33 protein-coding genes and 3 pseudogenes are annotated in these 23,666 nt (G+C 30.1%); 32 read left to right on the forward strand and 4 right to left on the reverse strand.

The window, feature by feature from the left end; genetic code table 11:
• Positions 1-45: 45 nt before the first annotated feature.
• Together bhYOR_RS08280 and bhYOR_RS08285 are read right to left on the reverse strand one after the other, a co-directional pair.
• A complete protein-coding gene (locus bhYOR_RS08280) occupies positions 46-531 on the reverse strand; it encodes a plasmid maintenance protein (RefSeq protein WP_330378883.1) in 486 nt (161 codons plus the stop codon).
• A pseudogene (locus tag bhYOR_RS08285) lies at positions 500-1,042 on the reverse strand (plasmid maintenance protein); the annotation flags it as partial. The gene bhYOR_RS08280 and the pseudogene bhYOR_RS08285, both read right to left, overlap by 32 nt.
• Positions 1,043-1,247: 205 nt before the next feature.
• Between bhYOR_RS08285 and bhYOR_RS07625 the strand changes: the two are divergent.
• The 4 genes from bhYOR_RS07625 to bhYOR_RS07640 all read left to right on the forward strand — a co-directional run bounded on the left by bhYOR_RS07625 (position 1,248) and on the right by bhYOR_RS07640 (position 2,717).
• Positions 1,248-1,484 (forward strand): hypothetical protein, encoded by a 237-nt coding sequence (locus bhYOR_RS07625; protein ID WP_051473536.1) that lies wholly within the window; start codon positions 1,248-1,250, stop codon positions 1,482-1,484.
• Positions 1,484-1,693, forward strand: coding sequence for a hypothetical protein (locus bhYOR_RS07630; RefSeq protein WP_051473533.1), 210 nt, complete (start codon positions 1,484-1,486; stop codon positions 1,691-1,693). The genes bhYOR_RS07625 and bhYOR_RS07630 overlap by 1 nt, the downstream gene beginning before the upstream one ends.
• 26 nt (positions 1,694-1,719) lie before the next feature.
• Positions 1,720-2,283, forward strand: coding sequence for a PDDEXK family nuclease (locus bhYOR_RS07635; RefSeq protein WP_051473531.1), 564 nt, complete (start codon positions 1,720-1,722; stop codon positions 2,281-2,283).
• Positions 2,284-2,348: 65 nt separating this feature from the next.
• Positions 2,349-2,717 carry a DUF261 family protein gene (locus tag bhYOR_RS07640; RefSeq protein WP_051480189.1) on the forward strand — a complete coding sequence of 123 codons (369 nt, stop codon included), beginning with the start codon at positions 2,349-2,351 and terminating at the stop codon, positions 2,715-2,717.
• A gap of 615 nt (positions 2,718-3,332) precedes the next feature.
• Here bhYOR_RS07640 and bhYOR_RS07645 read toward each other — a convergent pair.
• Complete coding sequence (locus bhYOR_RS07645; RefSeq protein ID WP_025400154.1) at positions 3,333-3,764, reverse strand: Mlp family lipoprotein; 432 nt, start codon at positions 3,762-3,764, stop codon at positions 3,333-3,335.
• 165 nt (positions 3,765-3,929) lie between these two features.
• On the opposite strand from bhYOR_RS07645, the pseudogene bhYOR_RS08340 reads away from it, so the two are divergent.
• From bhYOR_RS08340 to bhYOR_RS07785, 28 genes and pseudogenes are all read left to right on the forward strand, one after another.
• A pseudogene (locus bhYOR_RS08340) lies at positions 3,930-4,486 on the forward strand (DUF603 domain-containing protein).
• Positions 4,479-5,730, forward strand: a pseudogene (locus bhYOR_RS07655) (PBSX family phage terminase large subunit); the annotation flags it as partial. The pseudogenes bhYOR_RS08340 and bhYOR_RS07655, both read left to right, overlap by 8 nt.
• Positions 5,731-5,770: 40 nt before the next feature.
• Positions 5,771-6,358 (forward strand): Bdr family repetitive protein, encoded by a 588-nt coding sequence (gene bdr, locus bhYOR_RS07660; RefSeq protein WP_025434409.1) that lies wholly within the window; start codon positions 5,771-5,773, stop codon positions 6,356-6,358.
• Between the two features lie 151 nt (positions 6,359-6,509).
• Entirely contained in the window at positions 6,510-7,718 is a 1,209-nt protein-coding gene (locus bhYOR_RS07665; RefSeq protein ID WP_247088632.1) for an anti-CBASS protein Acb1 family protein, read from the forward strand.
• 11 nt (positions 7,719-7,729) lie between these two features.
• Positions 7,730-8,404 (forward strand): DUF1357 family protein, encoded by a 675-nt coding sequence (locus bhYOR_RS07670; protein ID WP_247088635.1) that lies wholly within the window; start codon positions 7,730-7,732, stop codon positions 8,402-8,404.
• Positions 8,405-8,418: 14 nt separating this feature from the next.
• Positions 8,419-9,006: a DUF228 domain-containing protein gene (locus bhYOR_RS07675; protein WP_247088636.1), complete on the forward strand. Its 588-nt coding sequence runs from the start codon at positions 8,419-8,421 to the stop codon at positions 9,004-9,006.
• A gap of 15 nt (positions 9,007-9,021) precedes the next feature.
• A complete protein-coding gene (locus bhYOR_RS07680; RefSeq protein WP_025400150.1) occupies positions 9,022-9,597 on the forward strand; it encodes a DUF228 domain-containing protein in 576 nt (191 codons plus the stop codon).
• 20 nt (positions 9,598-9,617) lie between these two features.
• Complete coding sequence (locus bhYOR_RS07685; protein ID WP_247088638.1) at positions 9,618-10,595, forward strand: hypothetical protein; 978 nt, start codon at positions 9,618-9,620, stop codon at positions 10,593-10,595.
• A 13-nt stretch (positions 10,596-10,608) separates the two neighbouring features.
• Entirely contained in the window at positions 10,609-11,022 is a 414-nt protein-coding gene (locus tag bhYOR_RS07690; RefSeq protein ID WP_247088647.1) for a DUF3890 domain-containing protein, read from the forward strand.
• Entirely contained in the window at positions 11,022-11,396 is a 375-nt protein-coding gene (locus bhYOR_RS07695; RefSeq protein WP_025434322.1) for a DUF1506 family protein, read from the forward strand. Before bhYOR_RS07690 ends, bhYOR_RS07695 begins: the two co-directional genes overlap by 1 nt.
• Complete coding sequence (locus tag bhYOR_RS07700; RefSeq protein ID WP_247088649.1) at positions 11,387-11,776, forward strand: hypothetical protein; 390 nt, start codon at positions 11,387-11,389, stop codon at positions 11,774-11,776. Before bhYOR_RS07695 ends, bhYOR_RS07700 begins: the two co-directional genes overlap by 10 nt.
• A complete protein-coding gene (locus bhYOR_RS07705) occupies positions 11,773-12,366 on the forward strand; it encodes a DUF764 family protein (RefSeq protein ID WP_247088651.1) in 594 nt (197 codons plus the stop codon). The genes bhYOR_RS07700 and bhYOR_RS07705 overlap by 4 nt, the downstream gene beginning before the upstream one ends.
• Entirely contained in the window at positions 12,326-13,453 is a 1,128-nt protein-coding gene (locus bhYOR_RS07710) for a DUF787 family protein (protein WP_247088653.1), read from the forward strand. Before bhYOR_RS07705 ends, bhYOR_RS07710 begins: the two co-directional genes overlap by 41 nt.
• Positions 13,454-13,455: 2 nt before the next feature.
• On the forward strand, positions 13,456-13,875 hold the full coding sequence (locus bhYOR_RS07715; RefSeq protein ID WP_025400200.1) for a DUF1463 family protein: 420 nt from the start codon (positions 13,456-13,458) through the stop codon (positions 13,873-13,875).
• A 24-nt stretch (positions 13,876-13,899) separates the two neighbouring features.
• A complete protein-coding gene (locus tag bhYOR_RS07720) occupies positions 13,900-14,358 on the forward strand; it encodes a DUF1473 family protein (protein WP_025400199.1) in 459 nt (152 codons plus the stop codon).
• Positions 14,345-14,575: a DUF1322 family protein gene (locus bhYOR_RS07725; RefSeq protein WP_025400198.1), complete on the forward strand. Its 231-nt coding sequence runs from the start codon at positions 14,345-14,347 to the stop codon at positions 14,573-14,575. The genes bhYOR_RS07720 and bhYOR_RS07725 overlap by 14 nt, the downstream gene beginning before the upstream one ends.
• Positions 14,572-15,918, forward strand: coding sequence for a DUF759 family protein (locus tag bhYOR_RS07730; protein ID WP_247088655.1), 1,347 nt, complete (start codon positions 14,572-14,574; stop codon positions 15,916-15,918). Before bhYOR_RS07725 ends, bhYOR_RS07730 begins: the two co-directional genes overlap by 4 nt.
• 13 nt (positions 15,919-15,931) lie before the next feature.
• On the forward strand, positions 15,932-16,567 hold the full coding sequence (locus bhYOR_RS07735) for a DUF792 family protein (RefSeq protein ID WP_025434162.1): 636 nt from the start codon (positions 15,932-15,934) through the stop codon (positions 16,565-16,567).
• 4 nt (positions 16,568-16,571) lie between these two features.
• Positions 16,572-17,558, forward strand: a complete 987-nt coding sequence (locus tag bhYOR_RS07740) for a DUF693 family protein (protein WP_025434161.1) — start codon at positions 16,572-16,574, stop codon at positions 17,556-17,558.
• Entirely contained in the window at positions 17,559-18,101 is a 543-nt protein-coding gene (locus bhYOR_RS07745) for a DUF777 family protein (protein WP_025434160.1), read from the forward strand. It abuts the gene before it with no gap.
• Positions 18,102-18,171: 70 nt separating this feature from the next.
• Positions 18,172-18,504, forward strand: a complete 333-nt coding sequence (locus tag bhYOR_RS07750) for a hypothetical protein (protein WP_025434159.1) — start codon at positions 18,172-18,174, stop codon at positions 18,502-18,504.
• Positions 18,501-19,379, forward strand: coding sequence for a DUF276 domain-containing protein (locus bhYOR_RS07755; protein ID WP_025400196.1), 879 nt, complete (start codon positions 18,501-18,503; stop codon positions 19,377-19,379). The genes bhYOR_RS07750 and bhYOR_RS07755 overlap by 4 nt, the downstream gene beginning before the upstream one ends.
• A 14-nt stretch (positions 19,380-19,393) precedes the next feature.
• Positions 19,394-19,996, forward strand: a complete 603-nt coding sequence (locus bhYOR_RS07760; RefSeq protein ID WP_247088347.1) for a DUF735 family protein — start codon at positions 19,394-19,396, stop codon at positions 19,994-19,996.
• A gap of 11 nt (positions 19,997-20,007) precedes the next feature.
• The gene (locus tag bhYOR_RS07765; protein ID WP_247088345.1) at positions 20,008-20,835 is read left to right on the forward strand and encodes a DUF685 domain-containing protein; all 828 of its coding nucleotides are present in this window, start codon (positions 20,008-20,010) and stop codon (positions 20,833-20,835) included.
• 70 nt (positions 20,836-20,905) lie between these two features.
• Entirely contained in the window at positions 20,906-21,103 is a 198-nt protein-coding gene (locus tag bhYOR_RS07770) for a BlyA family holin (RefSeq protein WP_025434156.1), read from the forward strand.
• A complete protein-coding gene (locus bhYOR_RS07775; RefSeq protein ID WP_025434310.1) occupies positions 21,100-21,420 on the forward strand; it encodes a BlyB family putative holin accessory protein in 321 nt (106 codons plus the stop codon). The genes bhYOR_RS07770 and bhYOR_RS07775 overlap by 4 nt, the downstream gene beginning before the upstream one ends.
• Positions 21,417-21,752 carry a BlyB family putative holin accessory protein gene (locus bhYOR_RS07780; protein WP_025407106.1) on the forward strand — a complete coding sequence of 112 codons (336 nt, stop codon included), beginning with the start codon at positions 21,417-21,419 and terminating at the stop codon, positions 21,750-21,752. Before bhYOR_RS07775 ends, bhYOR_RS07780 begins: the two co-directional genes overlap by 4 nt.
• 1 nt (position 21,753) lies before the next feature.
• On the forward strand, positions 21,754-22,116 hold the full coding sequence (locus tag bhYOR_RS07785) for a BBA14 family lipoprotein (RefSeq protein ID WP_247088657.1): 363 nt from the start codon (positions 21,754-21,756) through the stop codon (positions 22,114-22,116).
• Between the two features lie 36 nt (positions 22,117-22,152).
• On the opposite strand, the gene bhYOR_RS07790 is transcribed toward bhYOR_RS07785, so the two are convergent.
• Positions 22,153-23,385, reverse strand: coding sequence for a recombinase RecT (locus bhYOR_RS07790; protein ID WP_247088659.1), 1,233 nt, complete (start codon positions 23,383-23,385; stop codon positions 22,153-22,155).
• Between the last annotated feature and the right edge of the window lie 281 nt (positions 23,386-23,666).

Genomic DNA, 23,666 nt, shown 5'->3' on the forward strand with positions numbered 1-23,666 from the left:
TAGATTCTCCTAATTGTAAATAATCTTTATTATTTTCCATTAACTCTAAAAGTTGGTAGCAGTAATGGTTACTAAATACCTTGTTATATTCTCTAATTTGTTCTGCCTGCTTAAGTAATTCTTTAATATTGGTACTAAGACCGATGTGCCCACTTTATGTCTTAATTGTTCAAGAAGTATGCTAAATACGTTATTCCTAATGTCTCTCTCATTTTTTTGTGTGTTTTTATTAGTATATTCAACTGTTTTTTTAAGTTTGCCTATTATTTTCTTTAAATCACTGTATTTGTCTTTTTCTATGATAAAGTGGGGTTTGTTTTTATATTGTTCATATACGTTTTGTATTTGTGTTTCTAATTGTTTGCTGTTATATCCCTCATTCTCTAGATTATCTTTTGTCTCATCTAGTATCTTACTTAATTCTTTTTGTTTATTCTTAAGCCTACTGTTATTTGGTTTAATGTCATTTATACTTTTATACCCACTATTTTCAGCTATTTTAATGGCTTTTAATGATTGAATTTTTAAAATCTTTTTCCGCTTCTAAATTCAAAATAGAGAGGAAAGCATTTGATTTAAAGTTGCATTTTTTAGCGTATTTTTCTACTTGTAATTTTTCTATAGATTTTATGTTTTTATCTTCTTCTTTATTATTACAATTATTATTAAAACACTCCCATTTTTCTACACTGCTATTTTGAATACAAGTCTTTTCAATATATGCACTGGCACGATTTTTGTGTCTTTCTTCTTTTTTTTCTCTAAAGTGTTTATTGATTATGCGGTAACATTCTTTTTTAGAATATTTAAGTTTGTAATGAATTTCAGTTCCCATGTTAACGCCCAAATGTCTATAATAATTAATTGTGACACCTAATATTTTTTCTAATTTATAGAGATAACTTTGTAGTGTTTTAAGTTCAACAGGCTTTTGGCCATTTTTTTTCATATTATTATTAAAGTAATAAAGTATGTTGCTTTGAGTGTATTTTTTAAGGTTCAAGTTCACGTAATCTAATGTAGATACTAAAACGATTAATTTGTGTTGGTGTTTGTTTGTAGGTTTTTTTTACTTTTCATTTCTAATCCCTATTATTTTTTTGGTTTATTATTACTAATCATAATAACGTAATTATTACCGGAAAGTAAACTAGTCTTTAATAAAAGATATTTTTTTGTAGAATTTAACAAAAATAAATAATCAAAGAGCAGAGGTAGAGATGCAACAATTTGGTTTGTGCGGATAGATGGTATTTGAAAAATTTGAATCTTTTGCATATCAAATTCAAGGAAATCTTAAAGGTAAACAAAAACAAGTAAGTAAAATAAGCAGGATAGGACGTAAATTACCAAAAAATGGCAGAGATGAATGTTTTAAGTTTAATAGTAAGGTTGACTTTAATATGCAAAGAAAAGTCTTGAAGCGTATGGGTGCAAGTGAAGTTGGAAGCATGTTTATTGGTGCTGATTCTTTAAAAAATTAATGAGAGATAGAATACTTAAAGCTATAGGAAGAGAAATTCCATTTGAAGATAATTTAAGTATGAGAAAGGGGAAGGAACTAGAAAACCTAGGATTTAGAGAATTTGTACGTATGCACGAAGGCAATATTGAAGTTTTGCATAAAACAAATATGCAAACGGTGTTGACAAATATAATTATTTCAAAAAATTTAAGGGCTGTGAGACATTAGTTGGGTCAATAATTGATGGATGGTTTGTGAACAGTACGGGAGACGCAGAGTTACTTGAGATCAAATTTAGTGATAATCTTTACTTAAAAAGTGCAGCTTTTGAATACAATAAGACAGGTAATTTTTTAGAAGATAAATATTTCTTTAAATATTATGTTCAAGTACAAATGCAACTCTTATGTACAGGTTTAAACAAGGGTAATTTATTTATTATTATAGGTAATGAGGCCATCAACTGTGTAATTGATAGAGATGATAATTTTATTAGTGATGTAATGACTGAGGTTTCAAGATTGGAGAGAGAAGTAAATAATATTGCCAAATCTTTAAAATTAAATAGTGATATTGATATCAAGAATATTGAGTTAGACGAGCTGAGTATTATTATCAGAGATTTTTTGAAAGAGAGCTTTGTGTATCAAGAGTTGTGTGATATGGATTTCGAATTTGATTTTTTAGAATTTGTAAAATCTAGTGATCTTGAGATTAATAGATGTGGAAAGCAGCGTTTAAAGGGATGTTTTAGCCAGATTAGTTTTGTGATTGTGTTTTTTGTAAAAGAACTGAAGGTTTTATTATCTTTGTTATGAAAGGCAACTAAATTGTATTTAGTAGGTCTTTAAAATGTGAGAATTGTATAAATACAGCAGTGGGGATGTCATTTTTATGTCTTCATTATTACATAGAAAAATTTAAAAAGTTGCAGTTTAGTGTTAATGATATAAATAAGAATTATCACAAGTTTGTTCATTTAGGATATATAACAAGTAATTATTATATTCTAAATCCATGCGCTGTACTTAGAAGTTTTGGTATTAATATAAGTGTGAGGTGGGAGGACCCTGTTTACAGATATACAAGTAATGAATTTGAGATAAATGAAGTTAAAATCAAATGTGTTCTGAGCTATTATTTTATAGTAGCTAACAAGTCCAGTGTGCTTTATGGTTCACTTGAACTTAAAGAGAGGGAAAAAGAGTTTTTTGAACGTCTAAGCGTATATTTAAGCGTGATTAAGATGTAGGTTATTACTTTTATAAATAAAAGGTGGAATATTGGTTTAATCTTTCACTATTTATATATATAATAAATCAAATCATTATCAAAAACAAAAGTTTAACAAATAATTTTTTGTAAATAAATACTTAATTTGATGCTTAGGTATTTATTGGTAGTTGGTAAAATTTTTGAAATGGGAAGTAGTACCAAGGTATATAAAAATATTAGCAAATACTTAAACGTAGAGTCAATTTTAACATCGCATCATTGTATATAAAATATCTCCTCTAGGGTTATTTATATAAATAGAATAGGTTTTTTTAAAAAATATGTTTGGAATATATTTAGAATACTTTAACTTGGTTTTAACAAATACTTAAATATTTACTCTACATATACTTTATTTGTCTCTTTAGTAGCTTTTCATTTTGCAATAAGACGTATTATTCTTTAAATTTTAACTGTATTTTTTATGTTAACTAAAAGTTAATTTTTATAGTTACTCTTATCATTTTTATAACGAGTTTAATTTATTCTTTTTCACACTTTTTTATTTAGAAATTTTGTTGCCTTTTTCTTTTAAATCTTTCTTTCTTAAATATTATTTCTTAACTTTTATCTGTGATTATGCGAGTTTCATCTAACCTCCTGTTCCTCCTTCTACACAACCACTTGTTGCTCCGTCTTTAAAACCATTGAGTGTATTATCATCCATTTTGCTAAAGTATCCTTTTACTACCTCTTTAAAAGTAGCTTTGCTGTTTTCAGCATTTTCTTTACAGCTTTCAAGTTGAGTCTTTATATGCTCAAGTGCAGCTTTTATTTTTTCTTCATCTAGATTTAGAAGTTGATTAAACTTTTCCGTATCACCTAAGGCATCTTTTAAGAAATCCAGATTTGATTTTTCAGTATCATTTAGCTTTTCTTTTAGCACTGCTTCTGGTGTTTTTTGTACTTCTGATTGTTCTTCCGAGTTTCTTTTAACTCTTCTTTTAGGTGTAGCATTTCTATGTTCATATTCACAACTACTAATTATTAGTAATAAAACCAAAATAAAATTAATCGTTTTCATAACAAACCTCCTTATCTTTATGATTTTAAAAATATATCTCTATTTACCTTCTTAAGGTACATGTACTTATAAGTATTAATTGTTTTTGTAAAATTTATTGCTTTGTTATAGAGTTTATGCTATCTTGTGTTAGATTTTGTTAATCTATACTAGGTTTAAAAATATATGAGTAGGGTAAAGAAATCGTTTGATGATTATATTGTGTATTTTAAAGAAGGAAAGCTTAATGACGTTAGTATTGCAAAAGAGATGAGAGTGAGTCGTGCTAATGTAGGAAAGATGAGACGCAGGTGGGAAGAAATTAAAGATGCCCCTGAGTATATTACTGGTGCTGTTAAGCTTACTATTCGTGAAGATACTTTGAAGAATATTTACTTCAAGCATTGCAAAGTAGGCCAGGCGCGTGATCTTAAAAGTCAGTTTAGTATGGCCAGAAGCATGTTGGGACTAGAATTTATAAATTTATTTAGTCGTTATTTAGAGTTGGAACTTAAACTCATAATTACAAAATAGAAGAATTAGAGTCGCAAATTAGCAATCTTTATAAGAAGACTTTAAGTAATAAAATTGCACATTCAGAAGAAGAGAGTAGGGAGCTTGAAGGTTTAAAACTTAAACTGGATGAACTTAAAAGGGAAAGAGAACTTAAGAAGATGTCACTTTATTATAAGACAATGCTTAAGCTTAAAGCTACTGATGTTGATGTGAGATCTAAATTTTAAATTTAAAGGGTTTAAGGAGAGACACTTAACTAAAAAGCAACAAGAAGTACTTAAATCTATTGAAAAACGTAGACAAACTAAAATAATCCTTTGTGGTGAGATTGCTAGCGGTAAAACATTTCTAGCATGTTATCTATTCTTAAAAATACTGCTTACAAATAGGAATGTGTATGAAAAAAATATTAATAATTTTATAATAGGTAATTCCCAAAAATCATTAAAGATTAATGTTTTAGGGCAGTTTGAAAAGATTGCTAGTATGCTAAGAGTACCCTTTACGCCAAAGTTTTCTAATACATCATATTTTGAAATAGACTCCTTAAGAGTCAATCTATATGGGGGAGATAAGGCAAGTGACTTTGAAAGGTTTAGAGGAAGCAATTCCGCTCTTATTTACGTTAATGAAGCAACTACACTGCATAAGGAAACATTAATAGAATGTTTAAAGAGACTTAGAGTAGGTATGGAAACTATTATATTTGATACAAATCCTGACAGTCCAGAACATTTTTTTAAAACTGATTACATTGATAACAAGAAAACTTATGCTACATATAACTTTACAACATATGATAATGAACTAATTTCAAAAGAATTTATTAAAAGCCAAGAAGAGATTTATAAAGACATGCCAACATATAAGGCAAGGGTACTTTTGGGAGAATGGGTTGCCTCATACGATTCGATATTTACCAATATTAATCTTACAAGTAATCATGAATTTAAGGCACCAATAGCATATTTAGATCCTGCATACAGTATTGGAGGTGATAATACTGCCCTTTGTGTTTTAGAAAGAGTAGATCAAAAGTATTATGCATTTATATTTCAAGAGAAGTTACCAGTCAGTGATCCTAAGGTATTAAATACAATTAAAACTATTTTGACAAACCTTAATGTACATACATTATATGTTGAAGATAGGGATGATACTTTTGGGCATAGGAATGTGACTAAAACTTTTCTTGAACTTAGAGCAGGTATGAATCATGAGTTTAGAATTGCGCCAATTAAACCTATAAGTAATAAATTTACTAGAATTGTTGCGTTAATAGAGCCATTTGCAAGTTCTAACTTAAGTATTATGTACTATTCAAGCAAGTCAGCTATATCTGATATATAAGTACAAAGGAGATGGAAAGAGCGCTGATGATTCATTAGATAGCCTATCAGCAGCATATATGTTATTGACTTTGGGTATACGTTCTCTTAAAGCACATTTTACTAAAAGAAGGTTCCTATAACATGTAAAATATTATATAATAATTAAATAAGGAGATTTTTATGGGACTTGCACAACCAGTAATTACACAACAAATGGTTATAGCAGAACTTACTAAAGCTGGGATAAATAAAGATATTGCTATTGATCTGTCTTACAGATATTATCGCAATGAGCTTACTTACAAAGATATTGAGTTTTTAAAAGAAAACTTTGATATAAAACTTGAAAAGGTAGAGTCAAGCTTGCAAGCTGAGATTAAAGCAGTCAAAACTGAGCTTGATAACAAAATTGACACTAAATTCAATGAACTTGATAACAAAATAGACACTAAGTTCAATGAACTGGATAACAAAATTGATACTAAATTCAATGAACTTGATAATAAGATTGATACTAAATTCAATGAACTTGATAATAAGATTGATACTAAATTCAATGAACTTGATAATAAGATTGATAACGTTAGAAATGAATTAAAATCTGACATTGCATCTGTGAGCAATGAAATTTCTCTTGTTAGAAAAGATATGGAAATTAATAAAATCAAGTTTGATAGTACATCAAGATTGCATAATTGGATGTTTGGTACCCTTATTACCCTTAATATAGGAATATTCTTAGCATTAATGTCATTATTAGTAAAGTAAATTTATTTAATTAGCCCCTTATTTAATTGACTTTCTATAATTATTTTTTCCCGTCATTTTTTTTACAAAAATTATTTAATTTTTTGTTAGAAACAATTAGCAAAAATTAATTATTGCATTATACTTGCTATCGTTAAAGGTTAAATAAGCCATGAGCTTAAATTTTAAGATTAATTCAAGAGATTTATATAAATATTCAATATTTTTTAGAAACTACATTTCAAATGTAGCAGAAGATTGCCTTAAGAATGGAATCACTTTAAATAGTGTAACTACTGCTTTGAATGTTAATGATGCTTTAGAAACGTTAAAAATAGAGCTAAAAGCAACATTATTGCAGTGTCTTATTAGTTATCGTTTTAATGGTGTTGGATACATTTTAGTTAAAACAGAAGATCAGCTACAAGATTTATACTTGGAAGTAAATAAAGAATTGCCTATTGGGTTTATGTATCTTGATTATAGTAATGTTCGTGATGAGGGGCCTGATGCTACTTATATAACATATACTTTAAAAGTAAATACAGATGAGAAGATATCTTATAAGGAAATAAAGATACATAAGAGCAGGGTAATCATACACTCCAATTATGATTATGTGCTTAAAGCATACAGCCCATGTTATACGCAAAGCTTTTTGCTTAATGTATATCTTTTTGAACAAATATATAAAGAAATAGAAAAGCGGATAGAGAGTCATAACTTTTTATTTTACAGGGATGAATCATTAGTATCATTACAAGATGCCTTAAGTAAGGCTACAACCTCATTAGAAATTTTAACTAAGGGTGTTAATAATAGGGTGAGCATATTTCCTAATATCTTTAAAAGAAATGATTTAAATGAGAATCATATAAGTGCGTTTAAGAGTGTAAATAAAGATTTAGAAAGAGAGCTTTCCAGACTTAAATCCAACTTAAATAATGAAGGAATATTTTACAGTGGCACACCAGATGCCTCACTGGAGGTTATTAAGTATGACTTAACCTATTTAAAGGAAGCATTAGCATTAGTAAAAGCAAAGATAGGTGCTGACACAAAAGAACCACTAACAAGGAGCTTTAATGAACAAGTTAAGGGACTGGGAAGTGATGGTAAGGGGGACAGATCGAATTACTATGACTTTCTAAAAGGTGTTCAAGAAGAGCTAGAAATTAATTGTAATAGTAAACTGGGTAAGCATTACTACTTAGACATGAGATTTAATTCATTGCATGTGCTAACTGAAGAAGAAAAGTATGAGAGAGATTCTAGACTTATAGAATTAACCCTTAAATATAAGGAATTAGAATCAAGCAATACGTTAAGTCAAAGAGAACTTGACGCTTTAAGATCAAAATTATTTTTTTATGAAGGCTAAAAGGAGATTTTATGAACAAAAAAACACAAGAAAATGTAGATAGCGCGCAAAAGGATAACTTGATTCAAAGTACAGAGGATAATAAAGAGGATAAAAATAGTATTACTTTAAGTTTAAAGGAATATGAAGAATATAAAGCATATAAAGCAACAAGAGAATCTGATAGTCAGAATTTAAGTATTAATGAGAGGATATCAAAGGAGCTTGCCGATACGCAAGCACGCTTGGAAGAAGAAAATAAATTATTAAGTGAGGCTTCTCGTATTAATGAGATTGATACTTTAGCACGCAAACATTTAAGTTCGCATTTTAATAAAGAGACACTACTTGCTAAAGGCTACTTATTAAAAGATATAATGCAAGCACAACGTAGGGAACTTGTTAGGAAGTACGTACCAGCTGAAGACATTCAAGCTATTGCTAAGGTAAGAGATACTAGTCATTTAGATGGAGAAGTGCTTGAACAACTTGTAAACCTTGCTAAAGTAAATATAAAGAAAAGAATCCAAGCTACAAGTATCAGTTCCAAAGGTGAGATTAAACTTAACTTAACAAATGAGGATATATCAATCTTAGATCCTAACTTTAGTCCCCAAAACTTTAATGAGTTTAATATTTCTATTGCTAATGCTTATAAAGAGAGAAGAAATGAGTTTTATAAGCTTGGAAAACAAAAAACCGCTTAAGGAGATAAGTATATATGTCACAGGCCATAACACAACTAAAAACTGAATATGATAAGAAAGTAAAAGAAATACAAGACCTAATGAAGAACCCGAATAGAGATGCTGGTCTTTTTCATGTAGATATAGGTTTTCAGGATAAAGGAGTACACTTTGCAAATCAAGGTGGGACTATAACTAGCAGTGTTGACAGATTAGAAAATTATCCTGTTAAAGGATATCCATACAAGAGAGGAATTAAGTTATCTTTTGAGGATGGTTATGAACCTTGTGTTGAAGCTTGTGGTGGTGCTGACCTTTATGGAATATGCATTGATATTAATGAATATACTAATATCGCAACAGTAATACCAATAACAAATAATTTTGAAGGATATGTATTTGCGCAAAATTCTTCTGGTATTCAGGTTGGTGATAAATTAGATTTCAATTCAAATGGAGAAGCCTTTAAGACATCTAGTTCTTCATCAGTTTCAATTAATGCAATTGCACTTAGTAACATATTTACTTTGCAGCTTACTGATGATGAATCTAAAAGAGGACAAGAAGATTATAAATTGTATTTAGTAAAGATAGCTCTTTATGGTAATAAGGCAGTTTCTTAAAATAGGAGGATTAAAGTGTCAAATGTAACTCAGTTAGTAAAACAATATGAAGATAAAGCTAAAGAGCTTAAAAAGCTGATGAAGAATCCTACCAGGGATGCTGGTACTTTTAGTAATACAGCTGATTTTAGGAATAAAAATTTACATTTTAGTAATTCTGGTGGAACTGTAACTAGTAGGCACGACAAATTTAAGAATTATTTTTTTAAAGGGTATCCATATAAAAGAGGAGTAAAGCTTGTTGTAGATACAACATCAGATAATAGTAAACCACACTATGAACCACATGTTGAAGCTGGGGGTGAGGATGACCTTTATGGTATCTGCACAGATATTGATGAGTTTACACAAACTGCTACAGTAATACCTATTACAAATAGCTTTCAAGGGTATCTTGTTGCAAAAGACAATTCTATTAAGAGAAAAGATAAGCTTAAATTTAACTCAGATGGTCAGGTTGAAAAGAATAGTTCAAGTAATAACAAAATTAGTGTAGTAGCCCTATCAGATTCAATTGAACTTGATAGTACCGAAAAGAAACTTTACGTAGTACATGTAGCTGTTTATGGCAATAAAGGTAAACCAAGTTAATAAATTAAAGGAGTTTGAAGATGTCAGAATTATATGATCAAAATTATTATGCTAAGGAAATATCAAATATATTTTCTAAAATAAAGTTACCAGTATTTTACAACTGGTTTTCAAATGAACAAATCGAAGATGTTGATTTAAAGACCGGGTACTTAAGAACAATAAAATGGGATGCGTTTCTTAATGCCAACCCTACAACATTAGTAAATGAAGTTAATACTATTGCAACAATAGGATTTAGGTCAGAAGCAGTCAAGCTTAACTACCTTAAATTACAATATAAGTTTAGACATTTAAAGCAAACTTCTGAACAGTTTTATAAAAATAATGATTATGCAGGCGATGTAAATAATAATTTATTGCCTTTCAAGGAAGCATATAAGCTTGCAATTAATGAGATTATTAAACTTATAAATCACTTCATATTAACGGGTACTGTTTCAATCCAAAAAGATGGAAAGAATCAAAAACGTATGCTTCCTAATATGTATGGCCTACTTAATATGCCAGATCAAGTCAAAGAAGAAGTAAGCAGTAGTGATAAAGATAAGATGGATAAGATCTTTGAAAAGATTGAATCAGGACTTGCAAAGTTAGAACTTGGTGATGAATTTTCTACTCCTATGATGGTATTAGTTGACCAAGCAACCAGTTTGAAACTTGTAAAACCATATGCAATACCAAATGCGTCCTCATCATCTAATATTTATTCTTCAACTGACTCTTGGGAAGACTTTTTGGTTAAGACTATTAAAGCTGTTAATAATAGACAAGAAGTTTACGTAGAGACAAGTAACTTACTCTCAAATCAGGTACTAATTTATCCATTAAATGCAGAACTAATTAAATTTAAACCAAGTAAATATATGTTACCAATGCCAAATGAACAAGTTGATAAGGATTCAACTGATATTGCTCATTCATACATTGATTTTGTACTTGGTGGACTTTTGGCAACACAGAAGACTATTTTAAGAGTTGATATTAAGCAAAGTTAAGGAATTGTGACTTATGGATAGTGATGTAGAATCATCAGAAGGTTTTGGAGAGCTTTACTTACGAATTAAAGCTCTCTTAGATTTATCTGAAGAGGATTTAAGTTTTGCAAAGTTTGAAGAACAAGCAAAGCTACTTGAGATGATACTTAATACACGTGGTGTTAACCTTAGCACATTAAATATTAGTCAAGCATCTCTACTGCTTTATTATTACATAGGTTGCCATCTAAAGCGTTCTGGTGTGATTCGTGAGTTTGGTCTTGAACAAATCAAAAAAGAAAAATTTGGTGAGCTTGAGATTGATTATTATCCATCCTCAGGTACCGAATTGAATTGTGGGAGTAAAGATTATTGTTCCTCTTTTGAAGAGCTTATCACACAAATTAAGTCAGGAGCGCGTAAGACTTACTGCATAGGTGTTGTGTAATGAGCACAAGAGACAGGCTTGCTAGTATGGCAGAACGCATGATTGGCAGGTTTCGTGAAGAATCATACTTCCTGTTTTACAAAGGAACATATTCGCATGATGATGAGTTTGAAAGCCCTGAGATTAATTTCGATAAAAATAATTACACTCAATTTGTTGGAATTATTATCGATATCTCTCCACAAGAACTTGTAAAAATTAATGACTCTAATATTTATGATTTGAAAAACTTATCAAAGCTTTATACAAATGCTGAGATTAATTTTGAAATTAAAGACAGAGTATCACTTGAAGGTTCATTTTTTGAAATTATAAATATTGACTCTAGCGTTGGTTATAAGACTTTAATTTTACGGGGTTTAGAATGGAGATAAAAGGTTTTAGAGAAATAGAATTAGAGATTGGTTGGTTTGGGGGGCGTGCTTTGGTAGCATTTATACATGAAATGGGTACTAGGAATTTACCCATACGTAAGCACTTGACCGAAGTAGCTAATTCTTCTCAGTTTAGAGAGTACGTTAATACCAATTACATGAATAATGAATTTAATAAAGGCATTCAAAATGGTATGAATGCTTTGGGAAATGCATTCATAGAATATTATAAAAATTACGTATTAGCATCTAAAGTAAAACCTGCACTCTCTCCTAAGACAATTGCTTTAAAAAAGAGAAGGGGTAGCAAAACACCTGAGGTACCACTCAGTTGCAGCGGACTTATGCTTAAGACCATTGAATATAGGATAAATGAATGATACTGGATATTACTACTATAAAGCAATCTCTGATATCAGTTTTAAAAGACTTCACTAAATTTGCAAGCATTCATAAACTTGATGTTGATATTATAAATACGCATAACCATCCATACATGTCTGAACATACAATAAAAAAGCCCAATATCCTTGCAATAAAATTTGAAAATACCTTAGGTCTCTTTAATCACAACTTAAGAACCGGTTCATTTTACAAAAATGTAAATGAATTTGGTATCTGTTTCCAAATCTATTTCATGGCATTTGCAAACGTTAATAAAAATGCATATAAGAGACTTATGTCACTTTATACGTTATTTAGTGATTTTTTACATGACTTAGGTACCCAAAGTTGTTCGTTCAAACCTGAAGAAGGTATAAGCACTCATGAAATAGAGCTAAAGTTTTACATTTATGCTACAACCAATATGCAAAATTCTGGTCTTATTGATATTGAAAGCAATTATAGTAAGTTAGCATACTCTGCAAGTTGTGGTTTTAAAGCTAATGTACAAGTAAAAGAAAACCAAATTAAGGAGGAAGAACAGAATGCCACAAGATACAATCAGTGTGAATTTGGCACATTCTGAATTAGATATAAACTATGTAAGTTACTATACACCCTTACTAGTGTATAAATGTGCAAAGATCAAACTCAATGATTCAACACCTAAGGTAAAGATATTAAACTTAAATATAAATAGCTTTGAAAAACAAATCGAGGCACTTGAAAAGGAAGGAAATAATGGTGAGGATGAATTTAATAAGGAGAGAGAATACCTAAAAAAAGCAATGCAAGCATTCTTCTCAGCAGGTGATGCCGGACTTAGATCAGTCAAGCTACTTATATATAAAGAGGGAACCGAAGCAAAGGCAATTAAAACCCAACTTAAAGACAATAGATATACTTTTGTTGCCCTTATTAATACTTATTCAAGTAACAGTGATGGTGGTGATGGGCTTACAATATATAAGGATGATTATACTCATTTTAAAGACCCTGCTCACTTCTTTGTATTTGCAACAAAAGAATCTGAAATAAAAGAGTTGTTTAAAAATGGTACGAATTCTAAATCTAAAATTATTGTTATCTACTCTAAAGGAGAGGAATACTTACACTTAAGATTTATATCTAAATACTTACATGAAGCGAGTATATTTCATGCTGTAAACCCTTATGGACTTAAGTTTAGCGGTATGAGTCCTATTACTGATGGGGATACAACCTGTAAACTTAGGAATGCTAATATTAACTTTTACTCATTGCTTAATGAGACTGGTCTTGATGGTGTTATGGCTTTTAAGGAAGGAGTAACTCTTGAAGGAACTCCCATTGACGAATTATTTACTTATCATTATATCAAATCTGAACTTACATCCGAGCTTATTAGAGTATGGAATGTTAATGGTAGACAGAATAGTAAACTATCAGAACTACAACTCTCAGGAAAAAGAGATAATGCTTACAGTGCTGCTGTTGAATGTATGCTTAAACGTTTCATTGATAGGAATATTATTGTTGCTTACTCCAAGCTTAAGATTCACATATCACCAACACCCGAGCTAAAGCTTTTCTTATCAATAGAGATTACTTATAACCACTCTATGAACGCTGTCCTTTTAAACATCACAGCACAAGATATAAATAGTTATATAAATAGCTTGAAGGAGAATTGAGAATGGAACAATACTATGATTTAAGGAACATATTTTTTTCAATTGGTGGGAATGAAATTCAAGGCGGTAAGTTAGAACTTACAAGTGAACCTACAACAAGAGCAGTAGCTAGCAGTGAAGATAGGGGTTTCCCCGTAGTTAGCTTCAGGGATCCTAGAACCATTACTTTCATATTCAATATTGAAGTTACAATTGGATCTTATGAGTACAAATTGCTAACAAAGCTTTCAAAAGACCAATTTTATAATACTCATCAAAGTAAAACTGCAAAGATGTTAGATTTAGTATTCAATGACTTAGAAGACATCAAAATTGTATCTCAATATGCATTTTTTGCAGAAGAACCTTCAAGAAGTTATTCTGCTGAAGCTGAAAAGGTTACATTTGAAATCAGAGCGGTTAACTGCACAGTAAACACCTAATTTTGAACGCTTAAGGAGGATTTTATGATTACGCGTTACAAAATGAATATCTTAACTAAAGATAAGACTTTTACATTTGAAGTAAGAGTACTGCCCGTTTACGAATGGGACTCTATATTAGGATTTTCACAAAATGAAGGCATCAAAAAACTTAATAATCTTGAATACTTAAGAGCAATAACAGACCTTATGATTAAACCTGGCTTTTTAGATGAATTTTACTTTATTTTAAATGAAAATAGAGAGTACATTACTTACTACAAAGATTATCTTAAGTACATACTTTACTCAATTCAGTTTGATGTATTCAAATCAGATCCTGACTTTAAGAAACCAACTTTAGTTTACTTAAGCCATTATCTAAATAATGCTGATGGATTTGTACAATTTGATTACATTAATGATAGTTGGAATTATGAACAGATAATACAAAATATCAAGTCACAACAAACATCAATGGGGATACAGGATGAAAATCCATAATGGAAGTAAAATCTTTAATGAAACCAAACTTGAATATTTTAAGTTACTTGAAGAGATAAAACAAAACAAATATTTCTTTCCTGTTATCATGGGTATTTGCACTTTAAATGAAGTCAAAACATTGAACTACGAAGAACTAAATGAGGTTTACAAAATATCGAATCTGAAACTTGAAAAGCAAATATTTGAAATGACTCTCTCTAAGGGAATGTTATGAATACTCCAAAATTTACAATTAAATTTACAGGAGTGCTAGATCATGCATCAACTCGCAAATCATTAGAAAAAGACATTTCTAAACTAGAACATTTAATTAAACCTAAAAAATCTTCTCTAAAGAGCACTAAAGATATCTTAAAACATAACTTATCTGAGAAGAAACGTGAACTAGCCAAACAAACCAAATATGAGAAATTACGAGAAAGGGTAGAAAAGTTTAGATTTACTGAAACTAAAAAACTTGTTAAGCTAGGATACAAATTTGAAGAAGCTAGAAAAAAAGCATTCAAGCGTTCACTTATGTCAAGTAAAGACCGAAGACAATTAGAATATGAAGAAATGAAAAGTGGCAAGCATAAGGAAACAATACTTCACAAAGCTATTCAAAAAAGTATTCTTAAAGGCGGCAGCATTTTGAAAATTGCTACTGGAACTGCTCTTGGACATATAGTGGGTCATACCTTTCAAAGTGGTATTGGTGATATCTTGAATTTTGCAAAAAAATCTATACTTAATGATGCTAGATTTCAAAAGCTTGACTTAATTACTTCAAGAGTATTTACAACAAATGAAAAGAGCAAACTTGATAGCATGCTTCAAGGCATACCTGGTTTTGGGAACAGCATTGAAAGAGAAGATTTTCTCAACTCTGCTGGGACTCTTAGAAAAGTATTACAACACTTAGGTCAAAACAATGACGATAATCTTAAGCAGGCTGTAGCATTTGCTGCAAAGCTTAAATCTACCGGGGTTGTTGGTGATAAGAATTCTGCTATTACTGCAGTAGCAGAATTCTTGCAAGGCAAAAGCGGTTCTCTTTATAACATTATGAGTTCATTTAATAAATTTACTGATAAATATAATGAACGAGCTGAAATGGAATATGACAGAGTAGCAACTGGTTATACCTTTGATTACAGAACAGACAAATTAAAAGAAATTATTAAGGACTGGAACTCTCTTGAGTTTCCTACTTATGCTAGTGAAGCTGAAAAAATTAAGGATAGTCTGGATAAAGCTCAAGATTCATTTGGAAAACTTTCAGCTAGTGTATTCCAACCCATGTTGGAAAAAATAGAAACCATAACTAAATGGTTAACAGGTTTTACCGTCAAAACACATATTGTTGAGCCCATAATAGACGGAATTAAAAGTTTTTTCGGTGACATTAACGAATGGCTTATAAAGCTTGGAAATCAAATTCTAAAATTAACATTGCCTAATTGGGCATACAAATGGTTATTTGGTTCAATACCTACAACAGATAAAAGCCATTCACCACTCTTAAGTACTGATACTGAATCAAAATTAGAAACAGACGCAAGTATAAAAACACCTTAAGGAACATTTAAATATGATACCACAATTTACAACAGACTTTATTCATAAATATAAAGACACAGCACCAGTAAAGGCAACACTAGACTTCTTAAAGCTTACTCCATCACAAGTAACAAGTATCCTTAAAGAAACATTCAATGAAATTTCTAGTGTGTTTATGGCATATAACTTCTTAAGTTTATGTCCAAGGATGGACTTTAAGGGACTTGGATACGTTCCACAAGGATTTTTCATCTTACCCAAAACTGAACTAATTAGCACAACTTACACCACAACATGTTCAAAGCGTCCTGTAATTGACTACTACACACGTAAATCTGAATATGTAAGTTACAATCCAACTTTCACTGGTGAAGTTATCACATTAAATAATGCTGTATTAACTAGTGCTTATAAGGAACTGCTTAAATTCTCGGCTAATACGGCTTTTGGAAAGTTAATCTTTCCTCATACCAGTAATCTGGCAAAACAACAACTTATTAATAGAGTTGAAGAGAGTGTACCATTTAGTTTCTACAGTCCAACTTTAGGGTTTAGGGGTATTGTTGCAATTACCTCTCTTACCCTTAAGGACACAGTATACCTTGATGAGGTTGAAATTAGTCTTACCTTAGAAGTTCTTAAAACATTTTCAATATATAAAGGGTAACTTCATGGAATGTAGACTTATCAAATACGACTTCAAAATCGAATTTTATAATCCAAGTAAAACTAGCACTAAGAATATCACATCAGAAGAAAAGCCTAAAATTATAATTAAAACTGAAGATGGAATACACATTGACATATCAATATCTGATATGTACTCAAGTAACAATTATGTGTGTGCAAAGAAAAGCAAGCTAACCCTTTGGAACCTACCTATAGACTTTACCGATAATGTAAATGAAGGAGATATTGTAAAAATATCTTATAAAAAGTTCGCAGACTCTAAAGATTATGACTTTATTATGGCAGGTTATTTGGGTGTTCCTATGAGTACTGATTATGCTAATGGTGATTTTAGTGTTGACCTTGAAATTCATTTGGCAACAAAAAGTAATTATTTCAATCGCAAGCTTAAAATAAATCAATTCCAAGGAATGAGTGTAGAGAATGCAATTAAATCAGCTTTTCCTGGTAAATGCATTATCAATATGAGCTATGCTGATAGAACAAAAATTATAACAGAAAGTTTTTGTGCAAATACTCCTCTTGAGTTTCTTGAAAAGATAACTAAAAAGTATGTTCAAAGCGTTAGAACAGATATTGTACCTAAGGAGCATACACAACTTATTAAAGAATCGGCTCTCGGGAACACTCATGTTGAGTGTAATTATATTTTTACTAACGCCACACCTGCAGAGCAAAATACAAATTATCTACCTCTTGAAGATTTTGGTCTGCAGTTTATTCCTCAACAAGAGATTACTATTGGCAGTACTTTAAGTATAAGATTTATATATTGGAATGCCAAAGTTATGTACACACACAAACTGAAAGTTGGTGACAGGATAAAATTTATTGACTCGCTTGGAAAAGAAGTTAAGAGCAGTATTATAGAGTCTAATGCTATCTTAAGCAATACTGGTGAATGCTCGCTTATCCTTAAGCTTTATGATGACTCTAATTACTTAGAAATAAATGGGACGGCTAAATAAATGAACTTGAATTATGAAATATACAGAATGAATAGCCAAATGAAAGGCTCCCCGTTAACACAAGAAGAAATAAAACTATGGATTTATAGAAACATTTTTATCTCTAAAATAGGAATAATTAAATCTTTTAACACCTCTACACAAAAAGGTATTGTTTTACTCTCTGGACACACAGACTTAGAGATTAAGACACGCAATATATCAAACATGCATTTTAATCTTAAAGAAAATGACGGGGTAATCTTACTTCAAAGTAGTATTAACCTTTTTAATGAGGATGATAATCATTATTTTGACAAAAACTATTTTTATATTCTAAGGCCAATTAACATGCAAAATGCTACTATCAAAGTTAATGACTTTGCAATTGACATACAAAACCCCATAGACATTAAAGCTAACAATACAAGTTTAAGGTCAGTATTAGAAGAAATTGTTTCTTGTCTATACAATTTACGGGTAATTGGGAATGCTAGTGTTGAACCTAGCTTTTACAGCAATCTTACAAAGATTACAAATAAAATAAATATGTTACTAAAATAGGTTTTTGCTAAAATAGTGCTATACTTACTACCGGTTAAAGGTTAAATTAGAATCATTAAAAGGTTAAAGATTGGATTTACAGATTGACAATCAATTTAATTTGGTTTTTAAAAAAGACTTAGCATTAACTAGTGGAATAAATGAACAAAAGCAACGTTTATTTATATTTTTAAGAACTCCAAAGGGTAGTCTTAAGAATGCTCCTAATTGGGGATTTGATTATAATTTCTTTACAAGGTTTGCTAAGACAAGCTCTTTAACACAAATTAAAACTTACTTTTCAAGCATTATACAAGACCTCAAAATTGATGTTGTCAACATTGAAACAATTACTAAAAATAACACATTAAACATTATATTTGAATTTGCAAACGACACTTTAGATATGGAGATTAGAATATGAGCATTCTTTTTGATCCTGATTTTGGTATTCTAAAACAGAATATCCAACAAATAGTTAATGCCAAACGAGCATACTTACGAGATATGCATGGGATTGTCATTAATAATGACCCATCCTCCATTTACAATATTATTGCAACCTCACTTGCAACAATTGAAGAACAAATCATTGATGAACTTAATTCATTTTTCTCTAAAGTAAGTCCCGGTGGCGAATACTTTAAGGCAATCGAAGAGCACATAAGTGTTAAGAGCACTACCTTTGATGCGGTTCGTTCATCATTGCTTAAACTTAAAGAAATAGAGTACGTCAATATTGATTCTAAAGTCGGAACAGCTGATATTTATCTTATATTAAATGACTCTTTACTAAATTCTAGTAAAACTGATATCACTGATTCTACATTTAAAGCCAAACTTTGGAAAGTGCTTTATTCAACTATGCCTGTAGGTACACTCTTTAATGGTAGTATCACAATTGATGGCCTTAACACTCACAATCAACTCAAAAGCTATAAAATATCTTTAGGAAAGAAAAAATACGTATACCTTAAAGTAAAATATCAACTTGATCTTAAAAATCACATATATCTTAACATAGACATGCAAATAAGAGATATATACAAACGTATTGTAACTAATAACTATCCTGATATGGGTATCAGCTTTGAATATCAAGATTTTATAGCTCCTGTTAATGAAATTAAGGGAATTAAGAGTATGAAAATATATGCTTGCATTAAAGACACAGATGACACTAAAATTGCAAGCATTACTGATTCAGAATTTAAGGAAAATACTAATATTGAAGTTAAGCCTGAGGAAATACTTATCTTCAATCTTACTGACAGATTAATCATTGACATTACAACTTAAAGGAGCTATTAAAAATGCAAATACCCATCCATCTTCAAGATACTGGGGTTGAAAAGTTCATACAAAATGAATTAGAGTATGCAAATACAATGTATTTAGAACTAAAAAGGCTAAATTCTAATTTCACAAGTATTACTGCTACACGCCACTGCTCATCACGTTTTATTGCCATTTGGTTATCCAATCTATTTAGAATCTTTTACTCTGAAAGCCAACCACTCGAATCACTTGTAGCAAACATTGATAGTGTACTTTTTGCTTTACGTCATATTGGCACTGATGAATCATTTATAAGACTTTTTAAGGCCTTCTTAAATGTCGATATTGAAGTTACTACCCCACAAGCTGGTGTAATTAACATAAAATTATTAAACAGGATAAAAACTAACTTTATTTCCTTTATCTCTCCTAGCACCGTTAAAGGGCATAAACCAAAACGTATTCGATTACATCAAACAAAAAAAGGATTTAAAACGGCATATAAATTTTTAACATTCAATTTCCTTCCTAAAGGATATTCACACTCAATTTATGCATTTATAAAAAATCTCATTCCTATAGGACGTGTCTTAAAAATTACAAATAATGAAAACATAGAAATTATTACTTTTAATTAAGGAGAACATTAATGTCAAGTGAAGAGAAACTCTTAATTGATGAAGAAGAATTTATCCAAATCAACAACCTAAACAGAGTTGGTGATATTCAAAAAACTGATTTAATGCTACTTGATGATGGAGGTTCTAATTGCAATGCAATTACATATGAAAATTTTCTTAAAAAAACTAAAGACAAAATCTTCAAAAATGAGGGACTTGAGTATTTCAAAGAAGTCATTAAAGACACAATTGCTACTGAACTATTAGCAAATGAAAACTTTATAAATCAAGCTTATAATAAAGTGCTTGAAAAATTACTCAACAATGCCAATAACGGTGTTTATAATATTTCTGATAAAGTAAGAGACAGAATTATAGGAAATATATCATCAACTACATTAACTAAAAATGATAAGTTTGTAATTATGAATTATAGTACGCTACAAAAATCCCCAGTACCTGAATATTTAACAGGAATTCCTTCTGGGTTTACTACAACAAAAAGCAAAACTACAAGTTCATATATTTACCCATCTTATTTTAAAAATCAAGCTTACGTATTAGACATGACATCAGAATATTCAAATCAAGAAGTTGAACTCTTATTTTATACATCTGATGATGATAACCCTATTTATTTAGACATTACTGTTGCTCTCACAATCAATGCGTCTGGTACTAAATATGCAAAAAAAGTAGCACTTAAATACACTGATAGCTCACAAAAGTCAACAGCATATTATTACGGTGCTAAAAATGCTTATGTAGATATTTTATGTCCAGTACTTAGAGGATGGTACATTCAAAAACGTGGATATATAAATGGTAATCGTGTTCCGGTTTTAGTAAAGTTATAACTTTATATAGTTTTTGCTATTCTTTGCTATATAGTTGTAGCTTACCTATTATAAACTCGAGGTGATAAAGTTGAATGAATTAAGTATTAATAACATATTAGATTTTTTACTTCAACTAATTAACATCAATGAAGTGAAGTTAATCATTATTAGTATTTTTATATTAAGTCTGGGTTTGATTTTCAAACCAGTAATCAAAGATATGCTAAGTATCTTATTAAGTAAGATAAAAATACATGACAGAGACAAAGAAAAGGAGGATTTATGATACTTGATCGTAATTCTTTAGATACTGCTTTAAATGCAATCGTAACATTATTTGACACACTATCTAATTTTGAAGATGGGTCGTTTAATGAAAATGCTCATAAAACATTCATGCTATTAAATGACATTTACACAGAATATCAGATTATCTATACACAAAATATGGAAAGGTTAGAGAATGCCTTAACTCCGCAAATAAGAGAAACACTTGAACCTATCCAAACTAAAATCAAAAAATTCATAGAAAAGGTTAATAGCAATCCAGATAATATGCAATTACCATTAGAAATCTCATCAATTGAAAAGGAGGTCAAATGAAATTAAGTACTGCTAAATTGAGTGTTGATATCCTAAACAAATTTACAGAAATTATAAAAAATAACCACCAAGGTAAAAACACCGTAACCTACATTAATATTTTCACCAAAGTGGTTAATTATTTTTACTCACTATATGAGGCAAGTGTATATCAAATGGAACAAAAGGAAGCTATCAAACTACTCTCTGAAATTGAAGAAATACTAAGGCTCAACATCGAGATAATAGAAACTGCTGGGGATTATGATGATTATTCAAAATACATTTCCCAACTTAGAGCTAAACGTAATAAGCTCATGAGTACTTACATCAAAATGTTAAAGGAGGCCTAATTTGAAAAAACTAGTAAATTTAACTTTCTTAACGCTTATCTTCTCATGTACATCTATTGCTTCTCTAACGGAAGAACCAACATTTCCTAAAACCCAAACCCTCACAGAATTAAGTACTTATGAAGCTAAGCTAGCTGATTATGTTATGTACTTGCAAGTATTCTTAACACGTACAAAAAAGAAAGTTAATGATCCAAAGTATCCTAAGTTTACTTATTTTGATTCTTCTATACTCAAGTCTGAACAGACAATCCAGGATTTAATGTTTAACATCAACATTTTCAAAGCATACATCAAGATAACTAAACCTATTGCTGAAGCGGTTTACAAAAAATATTCAAAACTAAAAATTAATATTATTTAAAGCCCCTAATGGGGCTTATTTGCTTTAAATTATCATCTATGTATCAAATAAATATCTTAATTCTTCTTCTCTTGACAAGAATCCAAATAATCTGAGTGGACTATCCTCATATTTAGGCTGCATAAGCGCTATAAATGCCTCAAATTGATCTAACTTCCTCATAAGATGATTATTCTTAAATATATATTCTCTAATGAGTTCTATCCAATAGTTAACACTCCTTAAAGCTTTATTCATATTAAAATACTCTAAAAAGGAAGAATCATCCCCCTTCTTTATAGCACTTAAATATGCATTTATCTGCGATATACTCTTAAATGGTTTATCAACCAAATGCTTATGCATACCACGTGCTGCTATAAGAAGACTTTTATAGCAACTAAACTTAATTGAATTAGCTTTATTATCTTTATTTACTCCTACTGTATTAGTATTATTAGATTTCACAACTCTATTCACATCTACAGGTGGGGTTTCTACACCCTTAGATTGTTCCTCTGTTGTGTCTTGTCTAGTTCCTAAGGTATTTGCATCATTATCTTCCTCACTCTCAACTGATAGATTGGATGGTACATGCTTATTATCACTTTTGGTAACAGACTCATAATCAACAGGGCGCATCTCTTTAGTCACTATTTTTTCAGTTTCAGTATGCCCTATTTGTTGTACCTTATGAGCTTCATAAAGATCATCTGTATCTCCTAACTCTTCTCTTATATAGGGCATACTCTCAAGCCCCGCGCCTGGCAAAGTTCTGCATAGACAACTAACTGCACATTTCCTTAACATAAATACTGGTTTCTCTCTCCAAATAGGTGAGTTTTTGTAATACTCATTAAATAAAACAGAAAAACTATAAATATTACCATGCTCTGATTTGAAGTAAGCTGTACATTGCCAATCTTCTTGTACCATTTTATTACCTTTAGAATCAATTTTAATTGTCTTAACCATCTCTTCTTTAAATTCAAGGCTATATTTACTATACCCTGCCTCATATGCCCTTATAAGTAAGGTTTGATATGCTACCACAACTGCATATCTCCCATTAAATGGGATTATGTATGCTTCCTTCTTGAATGGATTTAGATTATTTACTTGTAGTAAAGTTAAGATTTCTCTCTCTGATTGAGTATCCATTCTTTTAAGTCCATGCATACTCTTATATGCTTCCCATACCTCATAAATATTACTTGAATTCATTTTTTCTGTTATTGTGCTAATCGTATTTGATATCTCAGGTTTTGCTATATTCTTTGTATTTGTCATATTTAACTCCTTTAATGTATTACTAAAAATAAATATATATCAAAAACCCATTTTTTGTCAACTTTTTGACGCAACATTTTAATAAAAAAGTTTTACCAAATATTGCATTGTTAAAACTTAAGACATAAGAATACAAAATTTTAGAGCTTAATTAAAAACTCTCAAATAGAATGTTTAATTAAGCTCTAAAGGCTATTAATGCTGAACATTAAAGGTAGTCCTAAAACAATAGCACTACTAACGATAATTATCGTACACCAAATATAAAGTAAAATCAACTA

The sequence above is a fragment of the Borrelia nietonii YOR genome (assembly GCF_023035795.1).
Classification (GTDB): Bacteria; Spirochaetota; Spirochaetia; order Borreliales; family Borreliaceae; genus Borrelia; species Borrelia hermsii.

Coding starts and splice junctions, on each gene's coding strand:
- bhYOR_RS07725 (WP_025400198.1), top strand. CDS start 14,345: ATGAAAATCCATAATGGAAGTAAAATCTTTAATGAAACCAAACTTGAA.
- bhYOR_RS07730 (WP_247088655.1), top strand. CDS start 14,572: ATGAATACTCCAAAATTTACAATTAAATTTACAGGAGTGCTAGATCAT.
- bhYOR_RS07720 (WP_025400199.1), top strand. CDS start 13,900: ATGATTACGCGTTACAAAATGAATATCTTAACTAAAGATAAGACTTTT.
- bhYOR_RS07705 (WP_247088651.1), top strand. CDS start 11,773: ATGATACTGGATATTACTACTATAAAGCAATCTCTGATATCAGTTTTA.
- bhYOR_RS07780 (WP_025407106.1), top strand. CDS start 21,417: ATGAAATTAAGTACTGCTAAATTGAGTGTTGATATCCTAAACAAATTT.
- bhYOR_RS07645 (WP_025400154.1), bottom strand. CDS start 3,764: ATGAAAACGATTAATTTTATTTTGGTTTTATTACTAATAATTAGTAGT.
- bhYOR_RS07775 (WP_025434310.1), top strand. CDS start 21,100: ATGATACTTGATCGTAATTCTTTAGATACTGCTTTAAATGCAATCGTA.
- bhYOR_RS07735 (WP_025434162.1), top strand. CDS start 15,932: ATGATACCACAATTTACAACAGACTTTATTCATAAATATAAAGACACA.
- bhYOR_RS07630 (WP_051473533.1), top strand. CDS start 1,484: ATGAGAGATAGAATACTTAAAGCTATAGGAAGAGAAATTCCATTTGAA.
- bhYOR_RS07685 (WP_247088638.1), top strand. CDS start 9,618: ATGTCAGAATTATATGATCAAAATTATTATGCTAAGGAAATATCAAAT.
- bhYOR_RS07790 (WP_247088659.1), bottom strand. CDS start 23,385: ATGACAAATACAAAGAATATAGCAAAACCTGAGATATCAAATACGATT.
- bhYOR_RS07640 (WP_051480189.1), top strand. CDS start 2,349: ATGTCATTTTTATGTCTTCATTATTACATAGAAAAATTTAAAAAGTTG.
- bhYOR_RS07690 (WP_247088647.1), top strand. CDS start 10,609: ATGGATAGTGATGTAGAATCATCAGAAGGTTTTGGAGAGCTTTACTTA.
- bhYOR_RS07695 (WP_025434322.1), top strand. CDS start 11,022: ATGAGCACAAGAGACAGGCTTGCTAGTATGGCAGAACGCATGATTGGC.
- bdr (WP_025434409.1), top strand. CDS start 5,771: ATGGGACTTGCACAACCAGTAATTACACAACAAATGGTTATAGCAGAA.
- bhYOR_RS07755 (WP_025400196.1), top strand. CDS start 18,501: ATGAGCATTCTTTTTGATCCTGATTTTGGTATTCTAAAACAGAATATC.
- bhYOR_RS07715 (WP_025400200.1), top strand. CDS start 13,456: ATGGAACAATACTATGATTTAAGGAACATATTTTTTTCAATTGGTGGG.
- bhYOR_RS07665 (WP_247088632.1), top strand. CDS start 6,510: ATGAGCTTAAATTTTAAGATTAATTCAAGAGATTTATATAAATATTCA.
- bhYOR_RS07625 (WP_051473536.1), top strand. CDS start 1,248: ATGGTATTTGAAAAATTTGAATCTTTTGCATATCAAATTCAAGGAAAT.
- bhYOR_RS07765 (WP_247088345.1), top strand. CDS start 20,008: ATGTCAAGTGAAGAGAAACTCTTAATTGATGAAGAAGAATTTATCCAA.
- bhYOR_RS07675 (WP_247088636.1), top strand. CDS start 8,419: ATGTCACAGGCCATAACACAACTAAAAACTGAATATGATAAGAAAGTA.
- bhYOR_RS07710 (WP_247088653.1), top strand. CDS start 12,326: ATGCCACAAGATACAATCAGTGTGAATTTGGCACATTCTGAATTAGAT.
- bhYOR_RS07700 (WP_247088649.1), top strand. CDS start 11,387: ATGGAGATAAAAGGTTTTAGAGAAATAGAATTAGAGATTGGTTGGTTT.
- bhYOR_RS07760 (WP_247088347.1), top strand. CDS start 19,394: ATGCAAATACCCATCCATCTTCAAGATACTGGGGTTGAAAAGTTCATA.
- bhYOR_RS07670 (WP_247088635.1), top strand. CDS start 7,730: ATGAACAAAAAAACACAAGAAAATGTAGATAGCGCGCAAAAGGATAAC.
- bhYOR_RS07740 (WP_025434161.1), top strand. CDS start 16,572: ATGGAATGTAGACTTATCAAATACGACTTCAAAATCGAATTTTATAAT.
- bhYOR_RS07745 (WP_025434160.1), top strand. CDS start 17,559: ATGAACTTGAATTATGAAATATACAGAATGAATAGCCAAATGAAAGGC.